17 protein-coding genes are annotated in these 14380 nt (G+C 48.1%); 1 reads left to right on the top strand and 16 read right to left on the bottom strand.

Going from position 1 to position 14380, the window contains the following annotated elements; genetic code table 11:
• Positions 1-38: 38 nt before the first annotated feature.
• From M3202_RS05845 to M3202_RS05900, 12 genes are all read right to left on the bottom strand, one after another.
• Positions 39-902, bottom strand: coding sequence for a UbiA-like polyprenyltransferase (locus M3202_RS05845; protein WP_251222406.1), 864 nt, complete (start codon positions 900-902; stop codon positions 39-41).
• Between the two features lie 27 nt (positions 903-929).
• A complete protein-coding gene (gene menG / locus M3202_RS05850; protein WP_251222407.1) occupies positions 930-1640 on the bottom strand; it encodes a demethylmenaquinone methyltransferase in 711 nt (236 codons plus the stop codon).
• A 5-nt stretch (positions 1641-1645) separates the two neighbouring features.
• The gene (locus tag M3202_RS05855; protein ID WP_251222408.1) at positions 1646-2434 is read right to left on the bottom strand and encodes a heptaprenyl diphosphate synthase component 1; all 789 of its coding nucleotides are present in this window, start codon (positions 2432-2434) and stop codon (positions 1646-1648) included.
• A 112-nt stretch (positions 2435-2546) separates the two neighbouring features.
• Positions 2547-2765: a trp RNA-binding attenuation protein MtrB gene (gene mtrB, locus M3202_RS05860; protein ID WP_251222409.1), complete on the bottom strand. Its 219-nt coding sequence runs from the start codon at positions 2763-2765 to the stop codon at positions 2547-2549.
• Positions 2766-3173: 408 nt separating this feature from the next.
• On the bottom strand, positions 3174-4652 hold the full coding sequence (gene spoIVA / locus M3202_RS05865; RefSeq protein WP_251193928.1) for a stage IV sporulation protein A: 1479 nt from the start codon (positions 4650-4652) through the stop codon (positions 3174-3176).
• Between the two features lie 232 nt (positions 4653-4884).
• Positions 4885-5613 carry a YphF family lipoprotein gene (locus tag M3202_RS05870; RefSeq protein WP_251222410.1) on the bottom strand — a complete coding sequence of 243 codons (729 nt, stop codon included), beginning with the start codon at positions 5611-5613 and terminating at the stop codon, positions 4885-4887.
• A gap of 19 nt (positions 5614-5632) precedes the next feature.
• Entirely contained in the window at positions 5633-5836 is a 204-nt protein-coding gene (locus M3202_RS05875) for a DUF2768 domain-containing protein (RefSeq protein ID WP_251222411.1), read from the bottom strand.
• A 239-nt stretch (positions 5837-6075) separates the two neighbouring features.
• Complete coding sequence (locus tag M3202_RS05880; protein ID WP_251222412.1) at positions 6076-6342, bottom strand: stage VI sporulation protein F; 267 nt, start codon at positions 6340-6342, stop codon at positions 6076-6078.
• A 92-nt stretch (positions 6343-6434) separates the two neighbouring features.
• Positions 6435-7484, bottom strand: a complete 1050-nt coding sequence (locus tag M3202_RS05885; RefSeq protein WP_251222413.1) for an NAD(P)H-dependent glycerol-3-phosphate dehydrogenase — start codon at positions 7482-7484, stop codon at positions 6435-6437.
• A gap of 19 nt (positions 7485-7503) precedes the next feature.
• Positions 7504-8133, bottom strand: a complete 630-nt coding sequence (gene plsY, locus M3202_RS05890) for a glycerol-3-phosphate 1-O-acyltransferase PlsY (RefSeq protein ID WP_390188838.1) — start codon at positions 8131-8133, stop codon at positions 7504-7506.
• A 116-nt stretch (positions 8134-8249) separates the two neighbouring features.
• Positions 8250-9563 (bottom strand): ribosome biogenesis GTPase Der, encoded by a 1314-nt coding sequence (der, locus tag M3202_RS05895; RefSeq protein ID WP_251222414.1) that lies wholly within the window; start codon positions 9561-9563, stop codon positions 8250-8252.
• A 129-nt stretch (positions 9564-9692) separates the two neighbouring features.
• Positions 9693-10304 (bottom strand): YphA family membrane protein, encoded by a 612-nt coding sequence (locus M3202_RS05900; protein ID WP_251222415.1) that lies wholly within the window; start codon positions 10302-10304, stop codon positions 9693-9695.
• A 106-nt stretch (positions 10305-10410) separates the two neighbouring features.
• On the opposite strand from M3202_RS05900, the gene M3202_RS05905 reads away from it, so the two are divergent.
• Positions 10411-10545 (top strand): YpzI family protein, encoded by a 135-nt coding sequence (locus M3202_RS05905; protein WP_251222416.1) that lies wholly within the window; start codon positions 10411-10413, stop codon positions 10543-10545.
• Positions 10546-10715: 170 nt separating this feature from the next.
• Here the strand turns inward: M3202_RS05905 and fni are convergent, their stop codons facing one another.
• The 4 genes from fni to cmk all read right to left on the bottom strand — a co-directional run bounded on the left by fni (position 10716) and on the right by cmk (position 14270).
• Positions 10716-11750, bottom strand: coding sequence for a type 2 isopentenyl-diphosphate Delta-isomerase (gene fni / locus M3202_RS05910; protein ID WP_251222417.1), 1035 nt, complete (start codon positions 11748-11750; stop codon positions 10716-10718).
• Positions 11751-11764: 14 nt separating this feature from the next.
• Positions 11765-12913: a 30S ribosomal protein S1 gene (rpsA, locus tag M3202_RS05915; protein ID WP_251222418.1), complete on the bottom strand. Its 1149-nt coding sequence runs from the start codon at positions 12911-12913 to the stop codon at positions 11765-11767.
• 99 nt (positions 12914-13012) lie between these two features.
• Positions 13013-13594, bottom strand: coding sequence for a lysophospholipid acyltransferase family protein (locus M3202_RS05920; protein ID WP_251222419.1), 582 nt, complete (start codon positions 13592-13594; stop codon positions 13013-13015).
• Position 13595: 1 nt separating this feature from the next.
• The gene (gene cmk, locus M3202_RS05925) at positions 13596-14270 is read right to left on the bottom strand and encodes a (d)CMP kinase (protein ID WP_251222420.1); all 675 of its coding nucleotides are present in this window, start codon (positions 14268-14270) and stop codon (positions 13596-13598) included.
• Positions 14271-14380: the final 110 nt, after the last annotated feature.

Below are 14380 nucleotides of genomic sequence, written 5' to 3' on the forward strand. Positions count from 1 at the left end.
TTCAGCTATTTTGCGCTGAATGTCGTTCTCTAATCCATTCATAGCCATACATCTCCAATCGTAAAAATAAACATAACGATACTTAAAATTCCATTCATCGTGAAAAACGCGACATTGACTTTTGTCAGATTGTCAACGGAAACAATCGCATGCTCATAGAGCATAATGCCTCCGGCGATGATCACCCCGATCAAGTACAACCAGCCGAGCGGCGTGATAAAAAACAAGGTCAAAAAAGCGGCAAAGCTTGTGACATGGAATAGACGCGCAAGCAATAATGCCCGCTTAATGCCAAAGCGGCTCGGAATCGAATGCAGCTTGTGTTCACGATCATAATCTGCATCCTGCGTCGCATAAATCACATCAAATCCGGCCGTCCATAAGGCGACCGCAATAAAGAGAATAAAGGCATCCCAGGTCAGTGTGCCGGTCGCTCCGACCCAGCCACCTAACGGCGCAATTCCGATCGTCATTCCTAAGATTAAATGACAAGCCCAGGTGAAGCGCTTCGTATAGGAGTAAATCACAAGAAAAAAGACGGCGAGCGGCAGCAAATAAACCGCCAGGAGATTCAACTGAAAAGCTGCCGTAAAGAGCAGCACAAAGGAAATGACAATAAAAAAGAGCACCTCCACCTTTGAAATCAGGCCTGCAGGAATCGCCCTGCCAGCCGTCCGTGGATTATGCTTATCAATTTGTTCGTCGATAACACGATTTAACGACATCGCCGCACTTCTTGCTCCGACCATCGCCACCGTAATCCAAATCCATTGGGCCAGGCTCGGCCACACTCCATTCACAATATAAGCACCGAGAACAGCGCCAAAATAGGCGAACGGCAATGCAAAAACAGTATGTTCAAATTTAATCATTTCAAGGATGATTCTTAACTTTCTAATCACAACTATCTGCTCCAATTCTTCCCCAAATTAAAAGGCTGGTTTTCTCCCTACATGCATCGCGGCTACGCCTCCTGAATAAGGCTTCACCTCAATGCCCGTCAACCCGGCCTCTTTAAACATCTCCGCAAGCTTGTCCCGATCAGGAAACGACATCGTCGACTCCTGCAGCCAGGAATATTCCTGATAGCTTTTGGCGAAGAGTTTGCCAAACAGCGGCATGATTCGGCGGAAATAAAAAAAATACAACTGCTTAAACACAGGAATCGTCGGCTGGGACGTTTCCAGGCAAACGACAAGACCTCCTGGTTTGACGACACGCTGCATTTCCCGCAACACCTGCATATAGTCCGGGACATTCCGGAGTCCAAAGCCGATCGTGACATAATCAAATTGATTATCGTCATAAGGCAATTCCATCGCGTTCCCATGTCGGAGCGTCACTTGGCTGAGGTTGCGCTCCTGTCTCTTCTCTTCGCCGATTTTCAACATATTTTCGCTAAAATCAAGCCCTTCGACCTTCCCGCTCTTGCCGACCGCCTCAGCGAGGGCAATCGTCCAGTCCGCCGTCCCGCAGCACACATCAAGCGCGGACTGCCCTTCTTTTACATTCATCCGTTTCATCGTATCCTTGCGCCACGCTTTATGACGCTGAAAGCTGATCACGGAATTCATCACATCATACTTTTTGTAAATCGATTCAAATACTTGATGAACGCGTTCTTCCTTTGACTGTCCCATCAGGCTCACCCTTCTTCTGCTACCTTTTCTTGCCACGCCACCTGCTCAAACAGCGCGTCGACGTGCTCAATTACAAAGCCGGCGCATGTTTGTAGCAATCGGCTGTTCTTCAATAAACGATCCTTGACATCCTCCACTTTTCTTTCAATCAGCTCAAGCATTTCCTTCGGTCCGTCAGCCTCTTGAAAAATCGCCTGGATCACCGGATACGTCTTTCCTTCCAGCCACTCTACTTTTTCAAACAGAAGCCGCTTCAAATAGAAATAATCTTTCATGACAGCCGCCCATTTATCCTCACCGAAGTGCTTTACGATGTTTTGCATTAATAATGATTCAATCAGCGCCATATTTTCCATCGCTTCGTGATAGCTGAGTTGATCAGAGCCGTACAGGTTCATCTTGCTTTCATTGATTTCCTGAATCGAATGGCTGAAAACGCGAACCATCGGAAGATGCTTATTCTCGGCCAGAAGATAATAATACAAACTGCTATAATAATCCCCGGCAAGAATCGTCAGCTGACGGTTCTTTCTGCCGGCATCTGTCGTTACTTTATGGAGGGTAACCGCTTCGTGAACATCAAGCGCAGCCTGAACAAGCAAAGATGAAATCGTAAACATTTTCGCTTCCTCAGCCGGCAGGTGCCGATAAAGGCCAGCGTACAAAAAGCGAACCTTATCTTCATCTACAACCGGTTCATGTATGTACTTTTGTAAATAAGGATGCCTGATTAAGCTGTAGAAGCTTTCGTTGATCTCTTTTACGACCTCATTAAACTGACTGATTGTTGCCATTTTTACGTCCCCCAAGTTCCGACAATCGTTGTTGTAAATCATTAACGCGCATCTATTATATCATATGTTCCACAAAACAAGGTACCAAAACTCCCTCTCCTGTGTATAAATGCTATTCCTCTGTGTCAATCGTCCCATGACTCGTCTGAATAATCGCCTTGCCACGGACTTTTACTGCTGACGTATGCTCGGTAAACTGGGCAATCATCACTTCGCCCTTGTCCAGCTTTTCTGAATGGTGAAAGCGCGTATCCGAGCCTCTCGTCAGACCGATGACATTTACCCCGTTTTCCTTCGCTTTTATCACAAAAAATTCATTTTGATTGTTCATTGACTCACGCTCCTGTTTGTTTGTCTTCCCCATCCCTGATGGAAGACAGGCACTAAATTCGACTTTCTCTTTAGTTTATCATGATTTGGCTGTTTTTGCTTTGTTCAGCCTTGAAAAATTAACGAAGCCCGGGCAAAGGTTGAAAACAACCTTTCAGACCGTAGACAAAACGAGGGAAGCTCAAACGTATTTTCTATCTAACTATCCGAACAAATGAAAAGGCGGAATCCGCCTCTTCTGAACTATAACTCCGCTTTCCGCGGGAAGCTGGTGAGCCGGTAGCATGCCCCGATCCCGGGAGCGGGTTCGAAGCTCTGGATCGTGATAAATCCTTATACCGAAAAAGCTGCTGAAAAAGTGAAAATCGTACTTTTTCGGCAGCTTCTTTTTTCCCCGGGCTTCTGTCTATCAAAGGATAATGGCGATCAGTCCGCCTGAACCTTCATTAATGATTCTTTCCAACGTCTCTTTCAGCTTATAACGGGCGTTTTCTGGCATAAGCGACAGCTTCGCGGAAATTCCCTCTCTGACGATCGAATTGAGCGACCGGCCGAAAATATCAGAATTCCAAATCGAGAGCGGATTTTCTTCAAAATCCTGCATCAAATAGCGGACAAGCTCTTCGCTCTGCTTTTCCGTTCCGATAATTGGCGCAAATTCTGACTCGACGTCAACTTTAATCATATGGATTGAAGGAGCAACCGCCTTCAACCTGACTCCAAAGCGCGCCCCCTGGCGGATGATTTCCGGCTCATCGAGGCTCATATCAGACAGGGCAGGCGCGGCAATGCCGTATCCGGTCTGCTTCACCATCCGCAATGCCTCTGCCACCTGATCATATTCAGATTTAGCATGGGAGAATTCCTGCATCAGCTGCAGCAGATGGTCTTTCCCGCGGATTTCAACGCCGACGACTTCCTTCAGCACCTGATCATACAGATCGTCCGGAGCGTATAAATCAATTTCAGCAATGCCCTGGCCCATTTCAATTCCGGCAAGGCGCGCATCATCGATAAATTCATATTCGGTGAACTGACCGACAACCCGATCAACATCGCGCAGCCGCTTAATATCCTTCACCGTTTCCCGCACGGACTCTTCATAGCTTTGGCGCAGCCAATGCTCTTCCTTTAAGACCATTACCCAGCTCGGAAGATTGACATTGACTTCATGCACAGGAAATTCAAATAGCACTTCACGAAGGACATTGTTAATATCCTGATCGGTCATGCTTTCAATGCTCATCGCCAGCACCGGAATGTCATGCTCTTCTGAAAGCTGGCGCCGCAAATTCTCTGTATCTGGATGATGAGGACGAACGCTGTTCACGATCATGATGAACGGCTTGCCGACCTCTTTTAATTCCTCGACAACCCTCGCTTCTGACTCGATATAATCATAGCGCGGGATTTCACCAATCGAACCATCTGTCGTAATGACGACTCCAAGCGTTGAATGCTCCTGGATTACTTTTCTCGTCCCGATTTCAGCAGCTTCCTGGAAAGGAATCGGCTCTTCATACCACGGCGTATTGATCATCCGCGGCCCATGCTCATCCTCGTAGCCTTTCGCCCCCGGAACCGCATAGCCGACACAATCGACGAGACGGATGTTGACATCAAGCCCTTCGTCAACATGAATCGAAACAGCCTGGTTCGGCACAAATTTCGGTTCTGTCGTCATAATTGTTTTTCCGGCTGCACTTTGCGGCAGTTCATCCTGTGCCCTCGCCTTATCCGACTCATTTTCGATATTTGGCAAGACAACAAGCTCCATAAATTTCTTTATGAAGGTTGATTTTCCCGTCCGGACAGCACCCACAACCCCAAGATAAATATCGCCGCCGGTTCGCTCGGCAATATCTTTAAAAATATCTACCTTTTCCACTTGATCCCCTCCCGATTAAGTAAAGATGTGAAACCCATCTTCGTTTCCGTAAACCTTGGACACTATCATGTTTATGATGTTGTCCAACGTTTATGACAATCGTCAGCAAGAAACAGCTGAAAAGTAAGATGAATTTCTTTTCGGTCACCGAGAAGGGGTCGTTCAGAAAACAATTGCCCCTTCCTTTGATATATATATCAAATAAAAAGGGGCAATAGACCAATTTTTCCTCTTAATTTTTATCAAGTGTGATCGCGTATGCCGGCTCGCCATTTTCATCAAGCACATATGGGATGCTGCGGTTCGGCACAAACGGACTGTGTTCATAGAGCAAAGGACGAATATCTTCCCCTTCGGCAAAGGAATGACCATGCTCCTGAAGCATCATATTTAAGTCAATCCGGTAGTCAATGATGATCTCCCCGTCATTTGTAAACAAAAGCGGAAGCTGCGTTTCATGATACGGACTTCTCACATGGGGTGCTTCGTCGTAGCCGAGCGCCTGATGATCAAGCTGAAACAAGCCGACATCAAGGATCTCCGCAACCGGGGCGTATGTATGCTGACGCATATAATCATTGATGCGCTGCTGCATCTGCTGGATCGCCCGCTGGGTAGTTAAATCAATCACTTTCACCTCAGGCGCCTCTTCAACATTGACCAGCACATACTGAAAGACACCGCCATTTTCAAATGCCGATCCCGGCGGCTCCTGCATATAGCGCGGGACCAATTGATTAAAATCAACGACATAGCGCTGATACTGAGACGTCGTTTCATCAAAGGTTCGTATCGGCAGCACGCCTGTATCGGTCTGAAACCGCTCAATCGCCTGCTGAACAGCCTGAAGCTGATCCGGGTACGGAATCTGATTTTCAGCGCGCTGCTCACTCGGGTACATGCAGCCGGAAAGCAGCAAGCCGAGCAACATAATAAGGCTTGTACAACTGATTTGTTTCATTTTATTTTGTCTCCTCTCCCTACATCGTAGCTGTTGGACCGCCGATGACAATCAGGAAGACGATGATTCCGGAAATAAGCAGGCAAACAAACGAAAAAGCAAGCACCGTTTTTTGCAGCCAGCCTTTTAACTTTTCACGGCTGAAAATCGCCGTCCCTGCTGAAATAAACATTAAGGCCAACGCAAAAAAAGAAATCCACATATTCATTAATGCTTGTGACAATTCTATCACTCCTTCTGACGATCACTCGTATTATAGCATATCAGGAAAAAAGAATGGAATCCTCACCACAATCAGTCACAAAAACGTCGTTGCTTGAAAATAGCAAAAACCGGAGAAGCGGGGGCACACTTCTCCGGTTTTGACGAAACCCTTCAAATGAACAGCCCTATTGTAATGTTCGTTCGTTACTACTATATGCACTAACCGCTAGTGTGCTTCGTCAGCAGCCTATCCAGCCGTTATTTTTTATTGAACATCTTCGCAAGAGAAGCAAAGTCAGTTGGCATGTTGTTGTTAATAATCGCATTCACAATCTGGTCTTCTTTTTCCTTTGAAACAGGTTTATTTGCAAGCTTTGCGACTTGGGCAATTAACTGCCTTACAGTTGCTTCGTCCTGAAGATTGGCCTGGCTGACCGAGTTGGCAAGCTTGAGGAGTTCATCTGGCTTAACACTCGTCTTTTTTTGAATTTGATCCATAATAGATGGGTCATTTTTCTGAAACATGCGGCACCCTCCCTCATTCGTAATCACCATATCGTATGCAGGCTGAAGGGAGGTGGTGCCTTAATCGCCCAGGAAGGGGGAAATCTGGTTATTTAGCTCTGACGATACGCCGCATCGACGATGTCAGTGTGCAGCTGTTCAACCTCATGCTTTTTCACCCGACCCATCAACCCTTCGGCCGCATCCTTTGGCTGTACACCATCGAATAAGACCGCATGGAGCGAAGCGGTAATCGGCATATCGACACCGCATTCTACGGCGAGCTCATGAGTAGCCTTCGTCGTCTGAATTCCCTCGACGACCATTCCCATCGAATCGAGCACCTCATCGAGTGTTTTTCCTTCGCCAATCAGCTTACCGGCGCGAAAATTACGCGAATGAATGCTCGTGCATGTCACGATTAAGTCGCCTAAACCGGACAGCCCGGCAAAGGTTAATGGATTGGCCCCAAGCTTCACGCCAAGACGGGCGATTTCCGCCAGCCCGCGTGTCATAATCGCCGCTTTTGGATTATCTCCCATTCCGAGACCTTGCGTTAAGCCGCAAACAAGGGCGATAATGTTTTTCAGCGCCCCGCCAATTTCAACGCCAATTAAATCAGGGTTCGTATAAACGCGAAAACGCTGATTCATAAACAAATCCTGGGCGAACTCGGCTGCCTGATGACATTTGGACGAAACGGTTACCGTCGTCGGCTGTCTCTGACTCACCTCTTCGGCATGACTCGGTCCCGACAGCACAACGACTGCTTCAAGCAGCTCGGTGCCTCCCATTTCCTCTTCAATCATCTCCGAAATCCGCTTATGCGTGCCTGGTTCGATCCCCTTGCTCGCATGGATCATCACAACCTTTTTTTTCAGTACCTTTCGCAGCTCGGCAACCGTCTCCCGCATCGCCTTTGTCGGCACGACGAGCAGAATTGCATCTGTATCCTCCACAGCCTGTTCCATCGAGGCGCAGCCAACAATCGTCTCAGAAAGCGTCACACCTGGCAAGTAGGATTCGTTCGTGTGACGCTGATTGATTTCCTCAATTTGTTCTTTCCGCCTCGCCCACAGACGCACCGCGTGTCCGTTGTCAGCCAGGACCATCGCCAGTGCGGTGCCCCAGCTTCCTGCTCCCAGTACGGAAATCGTTCCCATTATAACCCCTCCTCTATTCTTATGCTTTCTTGCCCAGCTTACTCTCTGTTCCATTGATAAGGCGTGCCAGATTTGTCCGGTGACGCCAAAGCGATAAAATGGCGACAATCACTGTTAAATAGACATATAGAATAGGATAATCATAAGTATGAATAAGGACGTATGTCAGCACTGGTGTTAATACTGTAAATAATAAAGAACCGAGCGAGACAAACCGAGTGATGAAAATACTGGCGATCGCCAGCAAGCCGGCAAACAAAGCCGGGAAGAAGACAAGTGTAGCCAGGACACCAATTGTCGTCGCTACTCCTTTACCTCCCCTGAACCCGTAATAAACAGGCCAGTTATGGCCAAGAATCGCCGCCAGTCCAGCCAAAGCCGGAAATAGACCGGACTGATCAGGAGCGAGCAAAATGCCGAGCCAGACCGCCGCGATTCCCTTTACAATATCCAAAGCGAGGACGGCAACCGCCGGGCCGACCCCAAGCACGCGCAACGTATTCGTCGCTCCGGCATTGCCGCTGCCGTGCTGGCGAATATCGACTTTCTTTATTTTTTTGGCGATGATGTAACTGAAACTGATCGAGCCTAATAAATAACCACTTACAATAATAAAAATAAGAGCAATAACGATAAATCCGTCTCCCACGCCATTCTCTCCCTTTCATTTATATCGGGCCAATGGTTTTGTACGCTGCCGTGATCGTCCGAGTGGAGCAGATCGAGCAGCGGACATCTCCACTGCTGCTTCCCCTAATTGTCTGCTTAGAGATTTTTCTTTCGTGCAAAAATTTTAATCGGCGTTCCTTCAAATTCAAATGTATCTCGCAAACGGTTTTCCAAATAACGCTGATACGAAAAGTGCATCAATTCCGGCTCGTTGACAAAAAAGACGAACGTCGGCGGTTCAACAGCGACCTGCGTCACATAGTTAATCCGCAGCCGTTTCCCTTTATCTGTCGGCGTCGGGTTCATCGCCACCGCATCCATAATCAAATCGTTAAGCACATTTGTCGGCACGCGCAGATGATGATTCTCCGAAACCTTCTTCACCATTGGCAGTACGTGCTGCAGACGCTGCTTCGTTTTCGCCGAAACGAATAAAATCGGCGCATAGCTCAAAAACAGGAATTCGTCCCGCAGCTTTTGCTCAAAATTCCGCATCGTTTTATCGTCTTTTTCAACCGCGTCCCATTTATTGACGACTAAAATAACAGCCCGTCCCGCCTCATGGGCATAGCCGGCAATTTTTTTATCCTGCTCAATCAAACCCTCTTCGGCATTGATCACAACAAGGACGACATTGGAACGTTCAATCGCTTTCAATGAACGGAGGACGCTGTATTTTTCTGTATTTTCATAGACTTTGCCGCGCTTCCTCATCCCGGCCGTATCAATTAACACATATTCCTGCCCGTCTTTTGTAAAAGGCGTGTCAATCGCGTCGCGCGTCGTTCCTGGAATATTGCTGACAATGACCCGCTCTTCTCCGAGCATCGCATTGACGAGCGAGGATTTGCCGACATTCGGACGGCCGATTAAAGCGATTCTGATCGTATTCTCATTGTACGGATCGCCTTCTTCCTCAGGAAAATGCTTGATCACTTCATCGAGCAAATCACCAAGCCCGAGACCATGTGAGCCCGAAATCGGGAAAGGATCGCCGATGCCCAACGAATAAAATTCATACAGCTCCTGCTGCATCTCCGGGTTGTCAACCTTATTGACGCCAAGCACGACCGGCTTGTCTGAGCGGAATAACAGCTTCGCCACTTCCTGATCCGCAGCTGTAATGCCTTCGCGCCCGTTCACGATAAAAATAATGACGTCCGCTTCCTGGATCGCGACTTCCGCCTGCTCGCGCATCTGAATCAGCAGCGGCTCGTCACCAAGCTCGATTCCTCCTGTGTCAATAATATTAAATTCCCGGTTCAACCATTCTCCTTTGCCGTATAAGCGATCTCTCGTCACTCCAGGCATATCTTCAACAATCGCCACCCGCTCACCAACGATCCGGTTAAAAATCGTTGATTTCCCCACATTTGGACGGCCGACGATTGCAACTACCGGCTTTGTCATCGTGTTACACCCTTTCTGCTTTCCGATACTACAGGAGACGCTACTCCCTAGAAAAAATCCCCTTCAGTCCAGATTTTCTCCATCATAACCTTTTTATATTACTTGATTTACTGGAACTTGTCGACCTCTCTACGATGTTTTTTCAAGTGAAGAAAAAGGCCGTCTGATCGTCATCTCCTGCACAAGACGCATGACTCCTTTTACGGTCAGCAGAATGCCATAAAAAAAGACAGTGATGGCGACAATGTCAAAAAAGTAAAGACTTCCCGTCACTTCCTGCAAGTGAAAAAACTGCTGTAACACGAAATGAAAAACAAACTCCCCTTGCAGCAGGCCGGACACCGCCAGCAGACAGCTGCGCGGAATATGACGGACGAACAAACAAGCCAATAAAAACGCAATACCGGCACTCATCCAGCGCGTATCGAGCAGCTCGATCACCGGATCAAAAATCAGCATCAGACGGAACGCTCCGTAGGCTGCTGCAATTGTCCAGGAAACGACGAGAAAGAAGAAAATCGTCCGCCAGGAAAAGCTTCTCATTTGCCAACATACATAAGCAATCATCGCCGCAAAGACCACGGATACCGACATCCCCGCAACCGAAAATGTCAACGGCAGGCAAGCAAGCACCAGCAAAAGCAACGCCGCATTTACGAGCCGTTTCGTTGTTTTTTTCTGAAAAAACGTAATCACAATCCACAATAGCCAGCCAAACCAATAAATAAAAACTCCGTCCACTGCTCTCACCTCCTCCCCCATTATCGCCGGATTCAGCTTGTTTTAACCCTTTCTGCATAATTCACCCGCCGCGTTGGGCAAGCTAATCAAAAAAGGAGGCGAGCCAATGGGAAAAGACCGGCAGGAGAAGAAAAACAGGCAGGCGAAACGAGTGGAATCCGACCGCGATCAAAGCCTGGATTACCCTGGTGCAGCAAAGCTTGAATCACCGGAAGACGCCAGACAGAACCAGCGCCGATAAAAAAAGCTTGAGGAAAGGGCTGGTTTTCCCCTTCCTCAAGCTCTATGCGAAGTCTAAAAGGTTGGTTTTCTCTTTTGCCTCCCTTTGCGCGAATAAAAGGATGGCTCTTGGCCGTCAGCTGGAACAAAATCACCTCCAGCTGGCTTTTTTAACGTTGCAGCCGCTACGGATTAAATCGTTAAACTACGCTGCACCGCCCAATGAAAGGTTTTCCCGCTGATTACTAACGGGGTATCCCGCAGCTGCAGCGGACTTTCTGCATCAAGGGCTGCCAGCAAAAAGCGCAAGTCCTCCTGCAATGTACGAATTTCTGCAATCAGAGCATCCTGTCCTGACTCGGTTAACACGCGGAGGAAGTGACCGGCAAAGCCGCATGCCGCAGCACCGAGCGCCAGTGACTTCGCCATCTCAAGGGCGGTCTGGATCCCGCCTGAAGCAATCACGGCGATGTCGCCCTTTGCCTCCCTCGCTTCAAGCAGGGAACAAGTAGTGGAAATGCCCCATTCATCAAAATACGCTAATCTGCGCTCACGTCGCTCATTTTCGATTTTCGAAAAGTTCGTCCCGCCAAAGCCGCCGATATCGACGGCCGCCACCCCGCAATCGGCGAGACGGGCGACGGTTTCCTTACTCATGCCAAAGCCGACTTCTTTGACAATCACAGGAATATCAAGAGCCTCGACAATCGCCGTAATTCGTTGCCACGTACCGCGGAAATCACGATCTCCCTCCGGCATGACAAGCTCCTGAATCACGTTGACATGAATTTGCAGAGCATCCGCCTCAATCATTTCAACCGCTTTTTTCGCCTGGTCAACCGTAGCCTCGCTGCCGAGGTTGGCAAAGACTAGGCCATGCGGGTGAGCTTGACGAACAATTCGATAGCTTTGCTGCTGTCCCGCTTCTCGTAACGCCGCCATTTGCGAGCCGACAGCCATGCCGACTCCTGTTTCCGCGGCGACTTCCGCCAATTGACGGTTGATCTCTTCCGTCCGCAGTCCTCCGCCCCCTGTCATCGCATTGATAAAAATCGGTGAACTTAACGTAAGTTCACCGATTTGCGATGTGAGAGAAATGGCATCGACATGCTGCTCAGGAATGCTGTTATGGACAAACCGAATATCCTCAAATCCATGAGTGCGGGCCTGCCCGGTTACAAGCGCATGGTTTAAATGATCAAGTTTCCTGCTCGCTCTGCTGCTCATCTCATCACCTGTAATTAATTTTTATATTTCTTTAACTGGTCGCCAATCATATCTCCCAATGAGAATCCGCTTGGCTCATCATCCTTCGCTTCATAAGACTGATAGTCGTTTTCGCCTTCATCCTCAAGCAGTTCACGGATGCTGAGCGAAATCCGCTTATCTTCAAGATTAATATCAAGCACCTTCACCTGAACCGTCTCGCCTTCTGTCAGCACCTCGGAAGGAGAACCGATGTGACGGTTGGCAATTTGCGAAATGTGAACAAGTCCTTCGACACCAGGGGCCACTTCAACAAACGCGCCGAATGTAACGAGGCGGCGGACCGTTCCTTCAATCACATCGCCAGGTTTGATCTGACCCGCAATCTGCTCCCACGGCCCCGGAAGCGTTTCTTTAATTGAAAGCGAAATCCGTTCGCTATCCGGATCGACGGAGAGAATTTTTACATTGACTTTATCGCCTTCCTGAACAACATCAGACGGCTTTTCCACACGATGGTGGGCCAATTGCGAGATATGTACAAGACCATCGACTCCACCGACGTCAACGAACGCACCGAAATCCGTTAGACGCTGAACAGTTCCTTCCACAACATCACCGGCTTTAAGAGATTGAAGAACATCTTTCTTCTTTTCTTCTTCTTCCATATCAAGCACAGCGCGCTGTGATAAAATCAATTTGTTGTTCTCTTGATCCAATTCTGCAATTTGCAGACGAAGCGTACGACCTTTATAATCAGAGAAATCCTCGACAAAATGTCTTTCTACCAGGGAAGCAGGAATAAATCCACGCACTCCTAGGTCAACGACAAGACCGCCTTTTACGACCTCGGCTACTTCCGCTTCAATAATCTTACCAGACTCAAATGCTGCCTGAAGCTCTTCCCATGCTTTCTCAGCCTGCACAGCACGCTTCGAAAGGATCAGCTCGTCATCCTCGACTTTAAGGACTTTTAATTCGAGCTCATCGTCAACTGAAAGAACGTCACTGACCTTCTCGACATGCAAGCTCGATAATTCACTGATTGGAACAATGCCATCCACCTTAAAGCCGACATCGACAAACGCTTGTTTATCCTCGACTTTTGTTACCTTACCAGTTACTACTTCACCTACCTCGAAGGACTTCATTCCTGTCACTTCATTGTTCATTTCTTCGACCATTGGCTTTTGCCTCCTTCAATACCCGCAGTCTAGTCGCGGATCTCGCTAATATATTAAAAATCTTTCACGCTTGCGAAAGAAATTTTACGAACGGTTTCTCTACTTATGCTCTTCCATTAACTGTCCGATATGCTCCATAATATAGGCGGTTGCCTCCTCGGCAGAGCGCTTTTCCTCACGATAAGCGGCAAAATCGATCGGTTTGCCATAGACCAGCTTTAATCGTTTCTTGCGTTCATACGGGCCGATGATCGCGCAAGGAATAACGGTCGCCTCGGTTCGTAACGCAAAGAAGCCGGCGCCTGCCATGCCTTTTCCAAGCACGCCATCCTTACTTCTCGTTCCTTCCGGAAAAAGCCCGATCATTTCGCCGTCTTTCAGCAGGTTCATCGCCCGCCGCAATGCCTGCTTATCACTCATTCCTCTTTTTACAGGAAAGGCGCCAAGCTTCGGCAGCAGCCCCTTTAATACCGGTTTTTCAAACAATTCCTGTTTGGCCATATAATGGATTTGTCTGTCAATATAGGCCCCGAGCAGTGGCGGATCGAAATTGCTGATATGATTGGCGCAAAGCAGAACTCCCCCTTCCGACGGGATATTCTCCTTGCCGACGATTTCAACTTTGTAAGAGCTGGAAAGGAAGCATCTGCTAACAAATTGACCCAACTGATATAAGCCCATCTTATCGTGTTCTCTCCTTTACCAGCTCAATAATCTTTGCGGCCACCTCTTCAATCGAAAGGTTCGTGGAGTCAATCTCTACGGCGTCATCCGCTTTCTTCAGCGGCGCGAACGCTCTTGTCGAATCAAGATTATCGCGCCTGGCAATCTCTTCTTTCAGCTGTTCAAGGCTGGATTCCATCCCTTTCGCCTGCTGCTCTTCAAATCGCCGCCGCGCTCGTTCTTCCACTGAAGCAGTTAAAAAGACTTTTATCTGGGCGTCCGGCAGCACGTATGTCCCGATATCCCGGCCATCCAGAACGGCTCGTCCTTGCTGCGCAAGCTGACGCTGACGCTCGACCATTTCCTTACGCACCAATTCATGACTTGCCACCAGCGAGACATGGGCTGTAACGTCATTCTGCCGTATTTGCTGCGTAACATCAGCTTCATTCAAATATACGTTTAATTTGTTATCCTCATTTGAGAGACGAATCGTCGTTTCATCCAGCAGCTGCCTCAGCCGCTCCCCGTCGTTTAGATCAATTTGTGCTGCGATCGCTGCCCAGGTCAGAGCACGGTACATCGCTCCCGTATCGATATATAAAAAGGATAACTGCTCAGCAACAAGCTTTGCAACCGTACTCTTTCCTGCGCCCGCAGGTCCATCAATTGCTATTTTCAATTTCTCATCCATTGACAATACACCTCATACCATTCAACCAAACACCTTTTTCAAAAGAATAAAGGGAGCTTAGAGCGTTTTCACTACTATCTTATCACAAGAAGCGATGACGGTCTAACGAA

Source organism: Halalkalibacter oceani (assembly GCF_023715605.1).
Taxonomy (GTDB): domain Bacteria; phylum Bacillota; class Bacilli; order Bacillales; family Bacillaceae_D; genus Halalkalibacter; species Halalkalibacter oceani.